The sequence below is a fragment of the Pseudomonas sp. LS1212 genome, assembly GCF_024741815.1.
GTDB lineage: Bacteria > Pseudomonadota > Gammaproteobacteria > Pseudomonadales > Pseudomonadaceae > Aquipseudomonas.
Map to the genome: position 1 here is coordinate 3,113,808 of NZ_CP102951.1, position 16,569 is coordinate 3,130,376.

The 16,569-nt window shown below is 57.9% G+C and carries 19 protein-coding genes and 2 pseudogenes; 12 read left to right on the top strand and 9 right to left on the bottom strand.

What is annotated here, in order from left to right:
- Window positions 1-22 precede the first annotated feature (22 nt).
- From NVV94_RS14475 to NVV94_RS14485, 3 genes are read right to left on the bottom strand one after another with little or no spacing between them, the layout of a single operon-like run.
- A complete protein-coding gene (locus NVV94_RS14475) occupies window positions 23-838 on the bottom strand; it encodes a DNA-binding domain-containing protein (protein ID WP_258443095.1) in 816 nt (271 codons plus the stop codon).
- Window positions 829-1,671 carry a DUF692 domain-containing protein gene (locus tag NVV94_RS14480; protein ID WP_258443096.1) on the bottom strand — a complete coding sequence of 281 codons (843 nt, stop codon included), beginning with the start codon at window positions 1,669-1,671 and terminating at the stop codon, window positions 829-831. The genes NVV94_RS14475 and NVV94_RS14480 overlap by 10 nt, the downstream gene beginning before the upstream one ends.
- A gap of 46 nt (window positions 1,672-1,717) precedes the next feature.
- A complete protein-coding gene (locus NVV94_RS14485; protein WP_258447706.1) occupies window positions 1,718-1,987 on the bottom strand; it encodes a hypothetical protein in 270 nt (89 codons plus the stop codon).
- A gap of 299 nt (window positions 1,988-2,286) precedes the next feature.
- Here NVV94_RS14485 and NVV94_RS14490 point away from each other — a divergent pair, with 299 nt between their 5' ends.
- The 6 genes from NVV94_RS14490 to NVV94_RS14515 all read left to right on the top strand — a co-directional run bounded on the left by NVV94_RS14490 (window position 2,287) and on the right by NVV94_RS14515 (window position 7,251).
- Window positions 2,287-2,493 carry a co-regulatory protein PtrA N-terminal domain-containing protein gene (locus tag NVV94_RS14490; protein ID WP_258443097.1) on the top strand — a complete coding sequence of 69 codons (207 nt, stop codon included), beginning with the start codon at window positions 2,287-2,289 and terminating at the stop codon, window positions 2,491-2,493.
- A gap of 196 nt (window positions 2,494-2,689) precedes the next feature.
- Window positions 2,690-4,567, top strand: coding sequence for a copper resistance system multicopper oxidase (locus NVV94_RS14495; protein WP_258443098.1), 1,878 nt, complete (start codon window positions 2,690-2,692; stop codon window positions 4,565-4,567).
- 12 nt (window positions 4,568-4,579) lie between these two features.
- Window positions 4,580-4,888, top strand: coding sequence for a hypothetical protein (locus NVV94_RS14500; protein ID WP_258443099.1), 309 nt, complete (start codon window positions 4,580-4,582; stop codon window positions 4,886-4,888).
- Window positions 4,878-5,963 (top strand): copper resistance protein B, encoded by a 1,086-nt coding sequence (locus NVV94_RS14505; RefSeq protein WP_258447707.1) that lies wholly within the window; start codon window positions 4,878-4,880, stop codon window positions 5,961-5,963. The genes NVV94_RS14500 and NVV94_RS14505 overlap by 11 nt, the downstream gene beginning before the upstream one ends.
- Window positions 5,964-5,972: 9 nt before the next feature.
- Complete coding sequence (locus NVV94_RS14510) at window positions 5,973-6,806, top strand: cytochrome c (protein WP_258443100.1); 834 nt, start codon at window positions 5,973-5,975, stop codon at window positions 6,804-6,806.
- On the top strand, window positions 6,796-7,251 hold the full coding sequence (locus tag NVV94_RS14515) for a DUF411 domain-containing protein (protein WP_258443101.1): 456 nt from the start codon (window positions 6,796-6,798) through the stop codon (window positions 7,249-7,251). The genes NVV94_RS14510 and NVV94_RS14515 overlap by 11 nt, the downstream gene beginning before the upstream one ends.
- Window positions 7,252-7,410: 159 nt before the next feature.
- Here NVV94_RS14515 and tnpC read toward each other — a convergent pair whose 3' ends face one another.
- From tnpC to tnpA, 3 genes are all read right to left on the bottom strand, one after another.
- Window positions 7,411-8,946 (bottom strand): IS66 family transposase, encoded by a 1,536-nt coding sequence (gene tnpC / locus NVV94_RS14520; protein WP_258443102.1) that lies wholly within the window; start codon window positions 8,944-8,946, stop codon window positions 7,411-7,413.
- A gap of 81 nt (window positions 8,947-9,027) precedes the next feature.
- The gene (gene tnpB / locus NVV94_RS14525; protein WP_258443103.1) at window positions 9,028-9,363 is read right to left on the bottom strand and encodes an IS66 family insertion sequence element accessory protein TnpB; all 336 of its coding nucleotides are present in this window, start codon (window positions 9,361-9,363) and stop codon (window positions 9,028-9,030) included.
- Window positions 9,360-9,692 carry an IS66-like element accessory protein TnpA gene (gene tnpA, locus NVV94_RS14530; protein ID WP_258443077.1) on the bottom strand — a complete coding sequence of 111 codons (333 nt, stop codon included), beginning with the start codon at window positions 9,690-9,692 and terminating at the stop codon, window positions 9,360-9,362. The genes tnpB and tnpA overlap by 4 nt, the downstream gene beginning before the upstream one ends.
- Window positions 9,693-9,941: 249 nt before the next feature.
- Here tnpA and NVV94_RS14535 point away from each other — a divergent pair.
- The 5 genes and pseudogenes from NVV94_RS14535 (at window position 9,942) to NVV94_RS14555 (ending at window position 13,973) form a co-directional block, all read left to right on the top strand.
- A protein-coding gene (locus NVV94_RS14535) for an IS3 family transposase (RefSeq protein WP_258443104.1) occupies window positions 9,942-11,104 on the top strand; the annotation gives its coding sequence in 2 pieces (ribosomal slippage) (window positions 9,942-10,197 and window positions 10,197-11,104; 1,164 coding nt in all).
- Window positions 11,046-12,890 carry an alpha/beta hydrolase gene (locus NVV94_RS14540; RefSeq protein WP_258443105.1) on the top strand — a complete coding sequence of 615 codons (1,845 nt, stop codon included), beginning with the start codon at window positions 11,046-11,048 and terminating at the stop codon, window positions 12,888-12,890. Before NVV94_RS14535 ends, NVV94_RS14540 begins: the two co-directional genes overlap by 59 nt.
- 176 nt (window positions 12,891-13,066) lie before the next feature.
- Window positions 13,067-13,434, top strand: a pseudogene (locus tag NVV94_RS14545) (integrase core domain-containing protein); the annotation flags it as partial.
- A 75-nt stretch (window positions 13,435-13,509) separates the two neighbouring features.
- A pseudogene (locus NVV94_RS14550) lies at window positions 13,510-13,734 on the top strand (hypothetical protein); the annotation flags it as partial.
- A gap of 8 nt (window positions 13,735-13,742) precedes the next feature.
- Window positions 13,743-13,973, top strand: a complete 231-nt coding sequence (locus NVV94_RS14555) for a hypothetical protein (protein WP_258443106.1) — start codon at window positions 13,743-13,745, stop codon at window positions 13,971-13,973.
- Window positions 13,974-14,086: 113 nt separating this feature from the next.
- On the opposite strand, the gene NVV94_RS14560 is transcribed toward NVV94_RS14555, so the two are convergent.
- From NVV94_RS14560 to NVV94_RS14570, 3 genes are all read right to left on the bottom strand, one after another.
- A complete protein-coding gene (locus NVV94_RS14560) occupies window positions 14,087-14,308 on the bottom strand; it encodes a hypothetical protein (RefSeq protein WP_258443107.1) in 222 nt (73 codons plus the stop codon).
- 272 nt (window positions 14,309-14,580) lie between these two features.
- Window positions 14,581-14,727, bottom strand: coding sequence for a hypothetical protein (locus NVV94_RS14565; RefSeq protein WP_258443108.1), 147 nt, complete (start codon window positions 14,725-14,727; stop codon window positions 14,581-14,583).
- A gap of 195 nt (window positions 14,728-14,922) precedes the next feature.
- Window positions 14,923-15,111 carry a hypothetical protein gene (locus NVV94_RS14570; RefSeq protein WP_258443109.1) on the bottom strand — a complete coding sequence of 63 codons (189 nt, stop codon included), beginning with the start codon at window positions 15,109-15,111 and terminating at the stop codon, window positions 14,923-14,925.
- A gap of 654 nt (window positions 15,112-15,765) precedes the next feature.
- Between NVV94_RS14570 and NVV94_RS14575 the strand changes: the two genes are divergently transcribed.
- Entirely contained in the window at window positions 15,766-16,542 is a 777-nt protein-coding gene (locus NVV94_RS14575; protein WP_258443110.1) for a hypothetical protein, read from the top strand.
- Window positions 16,543-16,569: the final 27 nt, after the last annotated feature.

The following is a 16,569-nucleotide window of genomic DNA, read 5'->3' on the forward strand; positions in this document are numbered from 1 at the left end:
GATTCGCTCCTCGAAGCCGAACTCACTTCGCCCCATCCTTCTCGAACCACTCCATCTCGTCTGTACGCAGCAACAGGCCTTCGCTGACCCATTGTTTCAGCCAGGTGGCTGCTCGCAGAGGAGCTTGTTCACGATGTTCGTCCAAAAGCGTTTCGCACAACTCGGCGAATGAACCCCCGTCCCTCATAAACTCTAGGGCGTTGGCCTCGGGTCGCTCCAAGGTGCGGTATCGACACACCAACTGGTGGCGCCAAACCAGGCAATCCAGTGGAGATGATAACCAATAGGTTTCAGGGATTTCGGTCTCGGCCTTCGCAGCTTTCCATATCTCAATGGTGTTGCGTTGTAGCGGCAACCATTCCACCGAAGGGTTAAGGCAAATCCTCAGACTAGTCCAATCCTTTGCTGAAAAGCGGCTCATCGCTTCTAGGGACAGTGGCTGCGCATCCGGAGCATCGAAGGCCAGGGTGAAAGCCCACTCCAGGCCAGCGAGCTCACGCATCGGAGAAAGCTGTGGCTCGGGGACATAGTGGCTGATGAACTCCGGCAGCGTTTCGCCCAACCAGCGCAAACTGAAATGCCTGGGTGGCCACGCAGTGATGTAAGCAAGGGCCAACTGTTCGAATGATTCGCCACCCATCCAGTGATGCAACGCCGGAAAGTCTTCCCTCATGACCGAAAGTAGCCTGGCGCGGTAGGCGTTGTGGTAGATCATTAGGCCATCTGAGGCGGGCAGCGCAGTGCTGCCTTGGATTTGCTCCAGAAGCTCGGGAGTGGCCGCGCTTTCGCCTGTGGTCAGATAAGCTTCCAGCGCCTCCTGCAGGGCATTCAGGCGCATGGTGTGACCCCCGTTAGCGCTCCGGCGGCGATAGCACGTGCCTGAGCCAATTCGGTTAGCAGTTCGTCGAGGGGCGGGAAATGATCGTCCCGTTCGATCAGGGTAGCGGTTGGCCCCAAGTAGCTCAGCGCCTTGCCATACAAAGCCCACACTGGGTCGGCGATCGGTTGGTCGTGGGTATCGATGAGATAGTGACCATAATCGCTGTGGCCGGCCAGGTGGATTTGGCGAATCCGGTCATGCGGCAGCTCCATGATGAACTGCCAAGGGTCGAATCCCTGGTTTCGCGAACTGACGTATACGTTATTCACATCGAGCAGCAGCTCGCAGCCGGTCAGATTGCTCAGCTCGGCCAGGAATTGGGACTCGTTCATGCTGGACGTCTTCCACTGCACGTAGGCTGAGACGTTTTCCAGAACCAGGGGGCGCTGCAAAACATCCTGAACCAGCCGAACCCGCGCTGCGACATGCAGCAGGCTTTCCTGAGTAAACGGCAGCGGTAGCAGATCATGCAGGTGATGAGCGCTGCCTCTGCTCCAACACAGATGATCGGAAATCCAACGAGGCTGCACCCGGTCGGCCAGGTTTTTCAATTGCCGCAGGTAGTCGGTGTCGACCGCGTGGGGGCCGCCGATCGACAGGGAAACCCCGTGCATGACCAGCGGATACTGTTCTTTGATTGCATCGAGAAAGTAGAGGGCTTTTCCCCCTCCGACCATGTAGTTCTCGGAGATGATCTCGAACCAGTCGACCGCGGGGCGCTGCTCCAGGATCTGCTGGTAATACTCACTGCGCAGGCCCAGACCAAAACCCAGTGCATTGCTCCTGCTCATTCGGGGCTCCAGGTCGAGGGAGTGACTTGCACTCCCTCAGATTGTCTTATTCGCTGGTCTTGCCGCCGGCTTCCTCGCACTTGGCTTGGGTCATCTTCTTGAAACCTTGGCCCTTGCATTCCCCTTGACCCTTGCAGGCGTTCTTCGCGGTCATGCAATCGTTCTGGCCTTTACAGCCATTCACGCCAAAGCACTTCACTTCAGCAGTTTGCGCATCCTGTGCAGCCTGGGCCGGCAGGGTTGCAAACAGACTGGCGGCAACAAGCGCCAACGCGGCACCGGTGGAGGCGGTATGTTTGGTCGACGTATTGACTATCGCATATTGAGCGTAAGGTGGAGGTCAAAACTATTTAGTCCCTGACCCGAAGAAACTTAGGCATCGCTGCCAGGCATGCCTACAACGAATCCGCACAGGCTTCATGACGGCATGAGGAAACACTACAGAGCAGTATGGCGGCTCGACAAGAAAGAAATAGCAACCTGACAGAACTGTAATGTTCAACTCAGGTTTATGACAGGTCGGTTTGGTTAATGTTGCTTCGAGCCTGAAGCTCTACTCCTGATAGCGATCAATCTGGTTGCCGGGATTATTGAACTGAATCGAGGAATATCCAGATGAAACCGATCAAAGCCCTGTTCGTAGTCGCCGCTCTTGCCGCTTCTTCTTTAGCAATGGCCGAAGGTGGCGCTGACCGCACTTTTGCGCGTATGGAGCAGGTCAGCAAAGCATCGATGGAAGCTTATCAAGTAGCTCAGCAGCAGAAAGCAGAGTCGCCGGTTGCAGATAGCAAGGTCAAGTCGGCTGATCACGCTAACTGCTAACAAGTGGTCAACCTTACAGAAATGTAATCACCCGGGCGGTTGGAATATGACAGCTTCTTAAGCTCGCTGTCGAATCTATTTGAAAATAGCGGCAGCGGGTAAGGCTGATAGGGAAAACCTCCCAGGATGAAGCTGCTCATCACCCGATATCATGGTTGTACAGCCCGGGTTCCTCTGACTGATTGGACATAATCGCATGCAATGCAAAACCTCAAGGCGAACCTTCGTTAAAGGCCTGGCCGCCACCGGCATCCTCGGAGGCCTAGGCTTGTGGCGTACACCCGTTTGGGCAGTGACCAGCCCTGGTCAGCCCAACGTGCTGACCGGCTCCGAGTTCGATCTATTTATTGGTGAGACGCCGGTGAATATCACAGGTGCGGCCCGAACCGCGATGACCATCAACGGTTCTATTCCCGGACCCATTCTGCGCTGGCGGGAAGGCGATACCATCACGCTGCGTGTGAAGAACCGTCTGAACGAAGACACCTCAATCCACTGGCACGGTATCCTTTTGCCGGCCAACATGGATGGCGTACCCGGCCTGAGCTTCCACGGCATCGCGCCCGATGGCATGTACGAGTACAAATTCAAGGTCAAACAAAACGGAACCTATTGGTATCACAGCCACTCTGGATTGCAGGAGCAGAGCGGCGTTTACGGTGCTCTAGTCATTGATGCCAAGAAGCCTGAGCCGTTCAGCTATGACCGTGACTACGTGGTGATGTTGTCTGACTGGACTGATGAAGATCCCGCTCGGGTCCTGGCCAAGCTCAAGAAGCAGTCGGACTACTACAACTTTCACAAGCGCACCGTGGGCGACTTCATCAACGACGTGAGTGAGCAAGGCTGGACTGCGGCTGTTGCCGATCGCAAGATGTGGGCCGAGATGAAGATGAGCCCCACCGACCTCGCCGATGTCAGCGGCTACACCTACACCTACCTCATGAACGGCCAGGCACCTAACGGGAACTGGACCGGCATCTTCAAACCGGGCGAAAAACTCCGTTTGCGCTTCATTAACGGCTCGGCCATGAGCTATTTCGATGTCCGAATTCCGGGTCTGAAAATGACAGTGGTAGCCGCCGACGGTCAGTACGTCAATCCGGTCAGCGTCGACGAATTCCGTATCGCCGTGGCCGAGACCTACGACGTCATAGTCGAGCTCGCTAACCAGGAGGCCTACACGATTTTTGCCCAATCCATGGACCGCACCGGCTATGCCCGCGGCACCCTGGCCATCCGTGAAGGTATGAGTGCTCCGGTCCCTGAAATCGATCCTCGTCCCCTAATCGCCATGGGCGACATGGGTATGGATCATGGAAGCATGGGCGGCATGGATCACGGCAGCATGCAAGGCGGCAAGGCCGACATGGACCACAGCAAGATGGCCGGTATGGGCTCTGGTGGTAAGCAAGGTGACATGGTGGGCATGGACCATAGCAAGATGTCTGGCATGGATCATGGCGATATGCAGGGCGACATGGCCGGCATGGATCACAGCAAGATGGCCGGTATGGACCACTCCGGGATGGCCGGAATGGGCGGGGGCATGCAGTCGCATCCGGCCTCTGAAACCAACAGCCCGCTGGTCGACATGCAGACCATGAGCCCGACCCACAAGCTGGACGATCCGGGTATTGGCCTGCGTAACAACGGTCGCCGCGTCCTGACCTATTCCGACCTTAGAAGCACCTTCCTCGACCCGGATGGCCGTGAGCCCAGCCGAACTATCGAGTTACACCTCACTGGGCACATGGAGAAGTTCTCCTGGTCGTTCGACGGCATCAAGTTCTCGGATGCGGAACCGCTGCGCCTGAAGTACGGCGAGCGAGTTCGAATCACCTTAGTCAACGACACCATGATGACCCACCCCATCCACCTCCACGGCATGTGGAGCGACCTTGAGGATGAGAACGGCAAGTTCATGGTTCGCAAGCACACGATCGATATGCCGCCAGGCTCGAAGCGCAGTTATCGAGTCACCGCCGATGCCCTCGGGCGCTGGGCCTACCACTGCCACCTGCTGCTCCACATGGAAATGGGTATGTTCCGTGAAGTTCGTGTGGACGAGTAAAGGAGATTTCTGATGAGTACATTTCTGAAACGAAAAACCCTGATTGGCAGTGCCCTCGCGCTTGGTTTGCTGGCTGCAATGCAAATACCTGCTGTGTTCGCCGGTGAAGGTCAGGGTGAGCACGAGCACTCTTCAGCCGCATCCCACGACTCTGGAGATAAGCCGGCAGTTCAGCCGCATGGGCAATCCTCAGGTAGCCAGCAGATGAACCACGGCCAAATGGATCACGGCTCGATGGACCATGACGACATGGATCACGACAAGATGAAGCATGAGCACGACGCCAACAAAGCTGAAGCGGGTTCGAACCATGACCACTAGGTTTTCACGTCCCACTTTCATCGCGCTGACAGTGTCGTTGTGCGCAATGACTGGCGGCTTGGCCAATGCAGCCGAAACTATGGATCATTCGATGCATAAGTCCCCAGCAGCCAAGCAAAAGCCGTCCAGTACCGCGCAAATGGATCATTCCGCGATGGGACATGGCACGATGCAGCCGGTAGATCACAGCAAAATGGACCACGGCGCTATGGACCATGGCCAAAAGGGCCAGGACAAGCCGGCCGAGACGGACCATAGCAAGATGAATCACGGCGCTATGCAAGGTCAAATGGGTTCCATGGATCACAGCACCATGGATCACAGTCAGATGAATCATGGTGGCGTGGAGACTCCAAGGACCACCAGCCGCAACCCAATCCCGGTTCTGACGGATGCTGATCGTGAAGCAGCGTTTCCGCCCTTGCCGGGCCATAAGGTGCACGACAGCGCCATCAACAACTTTTTTCTGCTTGACCAGCTCGAGTACCAGGATGCCGATGAAGGCAGCACGCTAGCTTGGGATGCGATCGGTTGGATCGGCGGAGACATCAATCGTCTCTGGCTCCGCTCCGAGGGCGAACGCACCAATGGCGTAACCGAAGATGCCGAAGTGCAGGCCTTATACGGGCACTCGATCGGTCCTTGGTGGGATGTCGTCGCGGGCGTCCGCCAGGACTTCAAGCCGGAGTCACCGCAGACGTGGGCCGCCTTCGGCATACAAGGCTTAGCACTGTATGCCTTCGAGGCCGAGGCTACTGCCTTTGTCGGCGAGAACGGCCAGACGGCAGCACGTCTCGAAGGCGATTACGACATTCTGCTGACCAATCGCCTAATTCTCCAGCCGACTGCTGAGGTGAATTTCTACGGCAAGAACGACCCTGAGCGTGGAGTCGGTTCAGGACTCGCTAATACCGAGCTTGGCCTGCGTCTGCGTTACGAGATCGTCCGCCAGTTCGCGCCCTACATAGGCGTCACCTGGAGTCGCTCCTACGGCAACACCGCCGATCTGGTGCGCGATGAGGGTGGCGATATCGATGAGGCGCGTTTTGTCGCTGGTATTCGCATGTGGTTCTAAGGGGCTGACATGAAAAGAACAATTAAGACCTTAGTGGCGGCGGGCGTCGTCGGAAGCGCTGCGGTAGTTGCCGGTGCCTATTTTGGCCTGGTCAATGTTGGTGCCGATGATCCCCACTTCCCAGCCGTGTATGCATTCCTGTCGATGGCCCGTGATCGTTCTATTGAGGTGCGCTCCCAGGACATTCAGGTTCCCAATCTCGACGACGAGGCCCTCATTCGTGCCGGGGCAGGTAACTACAACTCCATGTGCATCGGCTGCCACCTGGGACCAGGTATTGACGAAACCGAGCTGAGCCAGAGCCTCTATCCAGCCCCACCTAATCTGGCCAAGATCGGTGTCGATGGCAGTCCTGCTACAGCTTTCTGGGTGATTAAACACGGCATCAAGGCTACTGGCATGCCGGCCTGGGGCAAGAGCATGGGCGATCAGTACATCTGGGGCATGGTGGCATTCTTAAACGAACTGCCAAAACTTAATGCTGAACAGTATCGAGCCCTGGTTGCATCGAGCGGCGGTCACGAGCATGGGGGCGGCGAAACCCAGATGCACAACCATGAGGGGCAGCATGAAAGCGCCAGTGCCGATCACCATGCTTCGGACAGTTCAGCAGTAAATGCCAATGCCGACCATCACGGCGATGCTGCAGGCAGTGCGGATCATCACTCCTCGAATACCGCTGAACCTGCAAACGGTGCAGATCACCATGCTGCAGATAGCTCAAAGGCGAAAAGCGGTGCCGGTCATCATGACACCGAGCATGCCCATGAGGAAAAGGCCCCGGTAGCTGCGCCCAAAACTCACACCCATGCCGATGGCAAAGAGCACGTACATGAAAGTTAAAAGCAAAGGGGCGCGCCTGGCGGTGCTGGTCGCCTTGTTCGTAGCGTCGACCGCTCAAGCAGCGGATGCCCTGACCATCGATGTGCACCGTGATGCCAACTGCGGGTGCTGTAAGAAATGGATCTCGCACCTCGAAGCGAACGGCTTCCAGGTTATCGATCATGTTGAGCGCGATATGGCCTCGGTGAAGCAGCGCCTGGGCGTCGCTCCGAGGCTGGCTTCATGCCATACCGCAGTGATCGACGGCAAGTTCGTAGAGGGCCACGTGCCTGCTGCCCAAATCATCGAGCTTTCCAAGCGAAATGATCTGGTCGGCATTGCAGTTCCTGGAATGCCGGCGGGCTCGCCTGGAATGGAGGTAGGCGGCACTCAGCACGCCTATCAAGTGATCGGATTGGCCAAGGCCGGTACCGACCAAGTCATTGCCGACTACCCCGCCAAGTAGCATCTCTGCTAGAAGCCGAGCGCTCGACTTTCCCTCTCAAGGTCGGGCGCTCGGAATCCTGGCAACGCGTTCCGTAAACACCCATTTTCTCCAAAAGAAGCCTGCCGCCTGCCGAGATTGATGGCCGCTTTATGGACAATTATGGTAAGCGAATGGGCATTACAGGTTGCGTAACGGCATCCAATTATGTGGCAACAGCTCGGCGATCTGGCTCGCCCGCTGCGTCGGCAGCCGCGCCAGTACGTTCTTCAAGTATTCGTACGGATCATGCCCGTTGAGCTTGGCCGACTGGATCAGGCTCATCAGTGCCGCCGCACGTTTGCCGCTGCGCAACGACCCGGCAAAGAGCCAGTTCTTGCGACCCAGCGCCCACGGCCTTATCTGCTGCTCGGCGTGGTTGTTATCTATGGGTACCGCGCCGTCATCGAGATAGCGTGACAACGCCGCCCAGCGCTTGAGGCTGTAATCCAGAGCCTTGGCGATAGCCACCCCATCGTGCACAAGCTGGCGCTGGGCGGTCATCCAGGCATGCAACGCATCCATCGCTGGCGCGGCTTTTTCCTGGCGTATCCGTCGTCGAGCGTCAGGTGCGAGGTCGCGGACTTCATGCTCTATTTCGTATAGCACCTGGATGTAGCGCAAGGCCTGTTCGGCAAGCTGGCTTTTGTTCGTGACGTGCAGCTCGAAGAACTTGCGCCGGGCATGAGCCATACAGCCGATCTCGGTGACGCCGAGTGCAAAGCTGGCCTTGTAGCCACCAAAATCGTCGCAAACCAGTTGGCCCTTCCAGTCTTGCAGGAAAGCGCGGGCATGTTCACCCGAGCGGCTGGGGCTGAAGTCGTAAACAACCGCCTTTACGTCGGCAAACGAGCTGGTAGCGTAGGCCCAGACATAGGCGCGGTGAGTTTTCTTCGCGCCCGGCGTGAGCATCTGTACCGGCGTTTCGTCAGCGTGCACCACGTTGTGTCCAAGCACCACCTCGCGCAACGCATCAACCAGCGGTTGCAACTGCACACCGCAGGTGCCGACCCACTGCGCCAGGGTTGAGCGCGGGATGGCCAGGCCAGCCCGGGCAAAGATCTTTTCTTGACGATACAGCGGCAAATGATCACCGTACTTGGCGATCATCACCTGGGCCAGCAGGCCTGCTGTCGGGATGCCCTTGTCGATCACCTGCGCCGGAACCGGGGCCTGGATCAGGGTTTCGCACTGATCGCAGACCCACTTGCCACGGATATGGCGTTCGACGGTGAACACGCCCGGCGTGTAGTCGAGTTTCTCGCTGACATCCTCGCCGATGCGCTTGAGGGCGCAGCCGCAGGTGCACTGCGTGTTGTCCGGTTCGTGATGGATCAGGGTGCGCGGAAACTGCGGCGGCAAAGCCGTACGCTTGGGCTTTTGACGAGCCTCGGTCGGCACGGGAGCCGGTTGCAGAGCTGCAAGCTCGGCTTCGATGGCTGCGATGTCAGTGTCGATCAGGTCATCGAGCAGGCTGGCTTGATCCGGGCTTAATTGCTCGCTGCGCTTGGCAAATTTGAAGCGTTTGAGCTGCGCGATCTCGTGGGTCAGTTTCTCGATAACCGTTTGGTGACGATGGATTTGCTTGTCCATCGTCTCGACGCGCTGCATCAACTGCGCGGCCAGCGCGCGCAGTTGGTCAGGGTTTAGTTGGTCGAGATTGGAAAGCGAAGTCATGCCGCCGATTTTGCCAGAGCAGGCCAATACCGGCGATAGACTCATCGGACAATTGCGCGGCCAGGCTGGCCATGGCAGGCGTCACACGATGGAAATAGCGTCGCCCGGCCCGACTCGTTGCCAGGGCAAACCCAGCACCAGAGCGTGCAACTGCTCAGCGCCCAATTCCACGTGAGCGCCGTGTCGAGAACCCGGCCAGAAAAATTTGCCCTGGTGCAGGCGGCGGGCCGCCAGCCAGATACCTAGGCCATCGTGTACCAACACCTTGATGCGCGTGGCGCGACGATTGGCAAACAGATAAGCACAGTGCGGCTGCGCCGCACCGAACACGGCGACCACCCGCGCCAGCGCGGTTTCGGTGCCGGCGCGCATGTCCATGGGCTCCGTCGCCAGCCAGATGGAGTCGATGCGGATCATCGCAACAGATCTCGCAGAAAGGTGGCGCAGGCAGCCGCGCTTTCGGTCGGCCAGTTCACTTTGACAGTGCCACGCGGGTGCTGGATTTCAACGCAGATATTCGATGATGCAGTTTGCGAATTTGCTCCGGCTAGCTGCATGGGGAACGGAATAAAAGCAGGTTGCAGCTCCGTGTTTTTTTGCTTTTGCCCTCGAATCCACTTGTGGACGAGGTTCGCGTTGAGTCTATGGCTCAGCGCGACGCTGGCAATCGAGGCGCCGGGCTGGGCGCACTCTTGAATGACTTGGACTTTGAAGGATTTGGAGTAGGAACGGCGTTGTGGTTGCATGAAATACCCGCTTGAAAGGCTCGAACTGGTGCCCACTTAAATTTAAGTGCACACCATGTCTTGGCTTTGCAGGGCTGGGTAGATGACTTGGCCGGACGGATACCAATTATGCTCGCGTTTATAATTTATGCTGCCGAGCATAATTGTCTATAAAGCTAAGCATCCTCTTTCCTCTTCAGGCCCTGTGTAGTGGTCTAATGAAACCGGACACCCATTTAGGCGAGAATGCTCGCCAGATCGAGGTGTCAAATGACCAAACAACGCCGTTCCTTTTCCGCTGAATTCAAACGCGAGGCTGCCGACCTCGTGCTCAAGCAAAACTACAGCTACATCGAAGCCAGTCGTTCACTCGGCGTCGGCGAGTCGGCACTACGCCGCTGGGTTGAGCAGGTTCAGAAGGAGCGCCAAGGTGTCACCCCGCTAAGCAAAGCGCTGACCCCGGAGCAGCAGAAAATCCAGGAACTGGAAGCCCGGATCGCCCGCCTTGAACGGGAAAAATCGATACTAAAAAAGGCTACCGCGCTCTTGATGTCGGAAGATCACGAGCGTACGCGCTGATCAATCAGCTTAGCGTCCACGAGCCGATTGATTGGCTGTGCAAAGTGTTTGAAGTCACCCGCTCGTGTTACTACGCCCAGCGTCTCAGGCGCCGGACTCCTGATATTGAGCGGCTTCGGCTGCGCAGTCGGGTCAATGAACTGTTCACAGAAAGTCGTAGTGCTGCGGGCAGCCGCAGCATCTTGTCGATCATGCGTGAAGACGGCGAGCAACTGGGGCGATTTAAGGTACGCAGCTTGATGCGTGAGCTTGACCTCGTGAGCAAACAGCCAGGTTCTCATGCCTATAAACGAGCGACGGTCGAACGGTTGGATATCCCGAACATCTTGAATCGGGAGTTCGATGTCTCGGCCCCCAACCAAGTGTGGTGCGGCGACATCACCTACATTTGGGCCCAAGGGAAATGGCATTATCTGGCTGTTGTCCTGGATCTTTGCGCACGCCGGATAGTGGGTTGGGCATTGTCGGAAAAGCCGGACGCCGAGCTGGTTATCAAGGCACTGGATATGGCCTATGAGCAACGAGGAAGACCTCAGGGCCTGCTGTTTCACTCGGATCAAGGGTCGCAGTATGGGAGTCGTTTATTTCGCCAGCGGCTGTGGCGTTATCGCATGCGCCAGAGCATGAGCCGCCGGGGTAATTGCTGGGACAATGCGCCGATGGAGCGTGTGTTCCGCAGCGTGAAAACTGAATGGATACCGACCATGGGCTACCGAACTGCTCAAGAAGCCCAGCGCGATATCAGCCATTTCTTGATGCATCGGTACAACTGGATTCGCCCCCATCAATTCAACGGTGGGCTGGCGCCAGCTCAGGCCGAAGAAAAACTTAACGTCGTGTCCGGGATTAGTTGACCACTACATAGTGACGCGGAGCGTGGGAACGAGAGCAAACCCTCATCAAAGCGGACCATGCGCCAACGACACGGTTACCCTAAGCTCTTCAAAACCCAGCTCGTCCAAAACAGGAACCCATGCAATGAGCAAAAAAAGAACGAGCAATCAGGTCATTGTCGGCCCGCCGCGTAAAAGAACTCAGGCTAAGGCAACCAAGAAGGAATCGCTTTTCGCACGCTTGGCGCGTCTGGCAAAAAACAGCGCCCAGGTCGTCTCGGCCAGTGCTGAACTGACGACCCAACTGGCTTCAATCGGCCTTGGCACTTCACAGATTGAGCCTGAGAAGTCCGATAGGCGTTTCAACCACCCGGCCTGGCGCGAACATCCTGGTTACCGCCGTCTGGGTCAGGCCTATCTGGCTTGGTCACGCAGTGTCAATGGCCTGGCCGATCGACTCGAAACACCTGATTGGCGTACCAAGGAGCAACTGCGCTTTGCCCTCGATCTATGGACCAGTGTCGCCGCACCGACCAATACCTTGCTGGGTAATCCGGCGGCCTTGCAAAAAGCTTTCGATTCGGGCGGAACCAGCCTGCTACGAGGGAGCAAAAACTGGCTCCACGACGTGCTGCATAATCGCGGCATGCCAACTCAGGTGGACTCCAGCCACTTTAAAATCGGCGAGAATCTGGCGGTCACCCCCGGCTCGGTGGTGTATCGCTGTGAGGTGTTCGAGCTTATCGAGTATCGCCCGGTCACCACGACGGTGCGTGAGCGTCCGGTCCTGCTGGTGCCGCCGATGATCGGCAAGTACTACTTCCTCGACATGGCGCCGGGACGTAGCTTTATCGAATACGCGGTCAGCCGCGGCTTGCACTTCTTCACTATCAGTTGGCGCAACCCAAACCCTGAACAGGCCGCATGGAGTCTCGACACCTATGCCGCAGCCGTGCTTGAAGCGCTGGAGGTGGTGCGGGAGATTGCCGATGGCGCCGAAGTGAATGCCCATGGCTTCTGTGCCGGTGGCCTCGTTCTCAGCGCTGCCCTGAACCACAGTGTGGCTCAGGGTAAGTGCCCGGTGAATGCAGCGTCCTTTGGTGTGATGTTATTGGACTTTGAGTATCCAATGTCTCTCGGCGCGTTTTCGCCGGCCCCCTTGCTGAAGTTGGCTCGTCAGCGCTCCGCCAAGTCCGGCGTGATGAGTTCGAGCGATATGGCCGCGGCTTTTGCCTGGTTGCGTCCTAACGACCTGGTGTGGAATTACTGGCACAACAATTACCTGATGGGTGAATCGCCACCCTCTATTGATGTTATGGCCTGGAATGCCGATGGCACTCGCCTGCCAGCGGCGTTGCACAGTCAGTTCCTCGATATTTTCAGCGATAACGCCCTGGTCGACGGGCCATTGGCGGTGCTCGGCTCACCCTTTCAGGCAGGCGCTATCCACTGCGATAGCTATTTCATGGCGGCAGAGGGGGACCATTTGACACCCTGGCAAGGCTGTTATCGCTCGGCTCAGCTATTTGGTGGAGAACGCAGCTTCGTGCTCAGCAACGCGGGGCATATTGCCAGCCTGGTCAATCCACCGAGCAACCCCAAGGCGCGCCACTTTACCGGCCCGGCTCCGACCCTGGACGCAGACAACTGGTTGGCGCAGGCCAGTGAGCAATCTGGCACTTGGTGGAAACATTGGGCTGACTGGGTTACTGAGCGCGCTGGAGCAGAACGATCGGCACCGGAAATGGCTGGGCGCAAACGCCATGGCGAACTGGAGCCCGCTCCAGGCCGCTACATCCATGAGTGAGAAAGCGAGCGTGATTCAAAAGGGCGCCACTGAGCAAGCGTGGGTTGTGGCGGTGTTCGGTGCGGCGAAGCCAAAGAGCCAGGGGTAACAAACTTCGTTCTCGTTCCCACGCTCTGCGTCAGTAGTGTCCGGTTAAAGTTGAAGGAAAGTCGTGTCGCCCCTTGCTCTGTTTGGGCATCGGCTGGGTCGCCAGCCCGGCCGGGTACAGCGGTGATGATATCCGCGACTTGATGCTGGAAAGCGTGGAGAAGCGCTTCGGTGATCAACTGCCCACCACGCCGGTGCAATGGCTAAGCGATAACGGCTCGGCATACACCGCCGAACAGACGCGCCTGTTTACTCGGCAGATCGGTTTGCAGCCGGTGACCACACCTGTGGCATGGCAGAGAGTTTCGTGAAGACGATCAAGCGTGATTACGTGGCGCATATGCCTAAGCCGGATCGAGAAACGGCGCTACGCAACCTGGCAATTGCCTTCGAACATTACAACGAGCAGCATCCGCACAGCGCCTTGAACTATCGCTCACCGAGCCATAGCGCCCGCCAGGGTAAAACCCCGGTGTTGGAGCCGAGCGAGGCGCGGCAACTGCTCGACAGCCTCGACATCAGCACGCCCAGCGGCCTGCGCGATCGGGCGCTGATCGCGCTGATGGTGTTTTACTTTGCCCGGATCGGCGCGGCCTTGGCGATGCGCGTCGAAGACGTCTACACGCAGAATCGGCGGCTGTGGGTGCGCCTGCGTGGGAAGGGCGGCAAACGCCATGCGATGCCCTGCCCTGCCATCACACGTTGGAGGCCTACCTGCATGCCTATCTGGTGGAAACCGGGATCGAGGACGATCTAAAAGGCCCATTGTTTCGCACCATTCGGCGCGGTACCGGGCTGCTGAGCCATACCGCCCTCCCACAGGCCAATGCACATGCAATGGTCCGCCGGCGGGCGCTGGCAGCGGGGATCCAGACGCTGATCGGCAATCACAGCTTTCGGACCACCGGGATCACCGCCTACGTGAAGAACGGCGGCACCTTGGAAAACGCTGCGGCCATGGCCAACCATGCCTCGACCCGCACCACCCAGCTCTAAGACCGGCGCCGCGACGAGATCAACCTGGATGAAGTGGAACGGATTCGGGGGCTGATCCCAGGGGCCCTAGGCGGCCTCTTGATGTTAGGTCAGGAGGCTCGCGCCGGGCGGAATCAGGTCGAAGACTCGACGGCCAGCGGCGGAGTCTCAAGAGCGGCGCGCTCTTTCTCGATTCTTGTCAGTTCCTCAGCAAAAGCCAGTTCGCTCCTGGAGGGTCGTTTCCGCCACGGCGCGCGGGAAGGCATCGGCTGCTCGGCATAACGTGTGGTTTCCCCCTGGAACTGCTGAGCCAAGCGCTCCAGTTCTTCGCGGATTTCCTGCTTAGTTAGGGTCATTGGTTTTTTTCTATCCTTGAAGATGGGTTTCGTAGTTCTTCGCCATTTCCTTGATCTGCTTGACCTGTCTCAGGCGGCAGCCAGACCAGCACCGGAACCAGGCCGAGTGCTTTAGGGATCATGCCGAGATAAGGGAAAAATTAGGACAATTGCGCCGTAAGCGGTTGATCTATAGGGGCTCGTTCAGGACATCCCCTCCCGTTCTGATAAAATAAATAACCTTGCAAAATCAGAAAGTTACAGGAAGACTTTCCTATTATTGCCTTATCTCGTCATGCCCCCTCGATCAGGCGCATCGCTTGGCGAAGCTCGGCCATTTCCACCCGTAGAGCCTTCAGTTCGGCCAGGATTATGGCCATTTCCTGTGTGCAATTGGCTGTGTCGCCATGTGCCGTTTTTTCGGCTTCTGGCTGTGCCATGGGCAGAAGCGCGCCATAGACACGTATCAGCTCTGATGTTTCAAGCCGTCTGGCGCTATCGCCCTCTGGTGCCCATGATAGGCGGCCTGCGGCCATATCACGGTAGAGCGTTCTACGGCTTTTTCCGTCAGTTTTTGCGCCTCCTGGATGGTGTGCCAGGCCATGTGTCACCTCGCCTTGTTGGACTGTGCCACTTTACTCGCGCTTGCTCTGGGCGGCGATGAAGGTGGCGTGCATGAGCTTCGTCACTTGGTCCTGCATCTCCTCGCACGCCTCGAAGAAAGCGAGCGGCGCCTCGCCTGTGTCATCGTCCAGGAGGATCTCCATCTCGTTGACCAGCGCGCCGAGGTCGCGGAGGCGCTGCCGCAGTTCGTTTAGGGTCATTGATCCATCTCCTTGCCTTGGGCTTCAGGCTCTCTTACACAAGGCACCTCGTCCCTTGTGAGTGGCAACAGCTCCGTTTGGTCTGGCGGAGGCAGATCGCCCGTAGATATGGGATGTTCGCCAGCCTGCAGGACTGGGACGTGCCGCAGCTCGACGTTATCCCAGTCCTCAACCGGCCTCCCTTGGTCGCTTTCACTGGCCACGACCTCTACATAGAACGAAGCATAGCTGTAACGGCTTGCAATCGAAAACGGTCGGGCTCGCAATCAACGCGAATTTGAGCTCAGATTATCTGCGACTGACGAAGGGGTCGGGCTCAGATTAATTGCGAGCGAGCTTGCATTCAGCAACGCCGGCTTGCATTTCATCCAAGCAGGCTCACGCTTTCTGCGAATGAGCGATCCTCGATTTGCCCGTCCAATAAACCAGGGTTTGTTGGACGGCAACCATGCTTTCAGTGGGCAGCGCACCACGCATGGTGGCTCGTTTCCACAAACTGAGCACATATTTCAACGTCCAGATACAGAGCAGCGGTCGTCTGCCCCAGGCTCGACCGCCGGTCGGCATGCTCGTGCACGGTTTGAAACTTGTTCAGTACGGGCTAGTCTTCCGCTTGCGGGATATTTTCCCACGTACAATTCGGGAGACGAAGAAATGAAACGTACATGGTTTGCTACCTCGCTCTGCGCCAGCACTGTCCTCTTCCTGGCCCTGGGTGGTACAAGCGCCTTCGCCGCGGGCGCCGACGACGTCAATAGCCAAGGCATTAAACTGCGCGGCGATGGCAGCATCGACGATGTCCGATCAGGTGTCGCGCCAGCTAGAGGCGACCTCGTCAACGGCGTGAAGCTGCGCGGTGACGGCAGCGTCGACGACAGTCAGCCGGGCGCCAGACCGGTCAACGACGACCTCGTCAATGGTGTGAAGCTGCGCGGTGACGGCAGTGTCGACGACAGTCAGCCGGGCGCCGGACCGGTCAACGACGACCTCGTCAATGGTGTGAAGTTGCGCGGTGACGGCAGCGTCGACGACAGTCAGCCGGGCGAAACCCACAAACACACCGTCACCAGAACGACCAGCCCCGATGGCTCAACCGCCCAAATCCGAACCAACGCAGCTGGCACCGTCATCCGCGAAAAGACCACCAGCCTGAAGAATATCGATGGCACCCTGGTGCGTATTCGCACGGAAATCCGTCGCAACGACACAGGTGAGATAGTGCGCAGCCGGGAGCGCATGGATGTACGTGATCGTACTGAGCGCCACGAACGTCCGGAAAAAGCTGAACGTACTGAAAAAGCCGAGCGCGCTGAGAAAGTTCAGCGCCCGGAAAAGGTCGAACGCGCTGAGAGGGTTGAGCGCCCGGAAAAAGTCGAACGCGCTGAGAAGGTTGAGCGCCCGGAAAAAGTCGAGCGTAGCGGTCGCAGCTGAAAATGGGCGAGGTGGATGATGGCACGA

What these genes read in the sequence shown, in the direction of transcription:
- NVV94_RS14575 (WP_258443110.1), top strand. Translation starts at nt 15,766, where the DNA reads ATGAAACGTACATGGTTTGCTACCTCGCTCTGCGCCAGCACTGTCCTC.
- NVV94_RS14480 (WP_258443096.1), bottom strand. Translation starts at nt 1,671, where the DNA reads ATGAGCAGGAGCAATGCACTGGGTTTTGGTCTGGGCCTGCGCAGTGAG.
- NVV94_RS14495 (WP_258443098.1), top strand. Translation starts at nt 2,690, where the DNA reads ATGCAATGCAAAACCTCAAGGCGAACCTTCGTTAAAGGCCTGGCCGCC.
- NVV94_RS14490 (WP_258443097.1), top strand. Translation starts at nt 2,287, where the DNA reads ATGAAACCGATCAAAGCCCTGTTCGTAGTCGCCGCTCTTGCCGCTTCT.
- tnpB (WP_258443103.1), bottom strand. Translation starts at nt 9,363, where the DNA reads ATGATCCGCATCGACTCCATCTGGCTGGCGACGGAGCCCATGGACATG.
- NVV94_RS14500 (WP_258443099.1), top strand. Translation starts at nt 4,580, where the DNA reads ATGAGTACATTTCTGAAACGAAAAACCCTGATTGGCAGTGCCCTCGCG.
- NVV94_RS14475 (WP_258443095.1), bottom strand. Translation starts at nt 838, where the DNA reads ATGCGCCTGAATGCCCTGCAGGAGGCGCTGGAAGCTTATCTGACCACA.
- tnpA (WP_258443077.1), bottom strand. Translation starts at nt 9,692, where the DNA reads ATGCAACCACAACGCCGTTCCTACTCCAAATCCTTCAAAGTCCAAGTC.
- NVV94_RS14505 (WP_258447707.1), top strand. Translation starts at nt 4,878, where the DNA reads ATGACCACTAGGTTTTCACGTCCCACTTTCATCGCGCTGACAGTGTCG.
- NVV94_RS14560 (WP_258443107.1), bottom strand. Translation starts at nt 14,308, where the DNA reads ATGACCCTAACTAAGCAGGAAATCCGCGAAGAACTGGAGCGCTTGGCT.
- NVV94_RS14565 (WP_258443108.1), bottom strand. Translation starts at nt 14,727, where the DNA reads ATGGCACAGCCAGAAGCCGAAAAAACGGCACATGGCGACACAGCCAAT.
- NVV94_RS14515 (WP_258443101.1), top strand. Translation starts at nt 6,796, where the DNA reads ATGAAAGTTAAAAGCAAAGGGGCGCGCCTGGCGGTGCTGGTCGCCTTG.
- NVV94_RS14570 (WP_258443109.1), bottom strand. Translation starts at nt 15,111, where the DNA reads ATGACCCTAAACGAACTGCGGCAGCGCCTCCGCGACCTCGGCGCGCTG.
- tnpC (WP_258443102.1), bottom strand. Translation starts at nt 8,946, where the DNA reads ATGACTTCGCTTTCCAATCTCGACCAACTAAACCCTGACCAACTGCGC.
- NVV94_RS14510 (WP_258443100.1), top strand. Translation starts at nt 5,973, where the DNA reads ATGAAAAGAACAATTAAGACCTTAGTGGCGGCGGGCGTCGTCGGAAGC.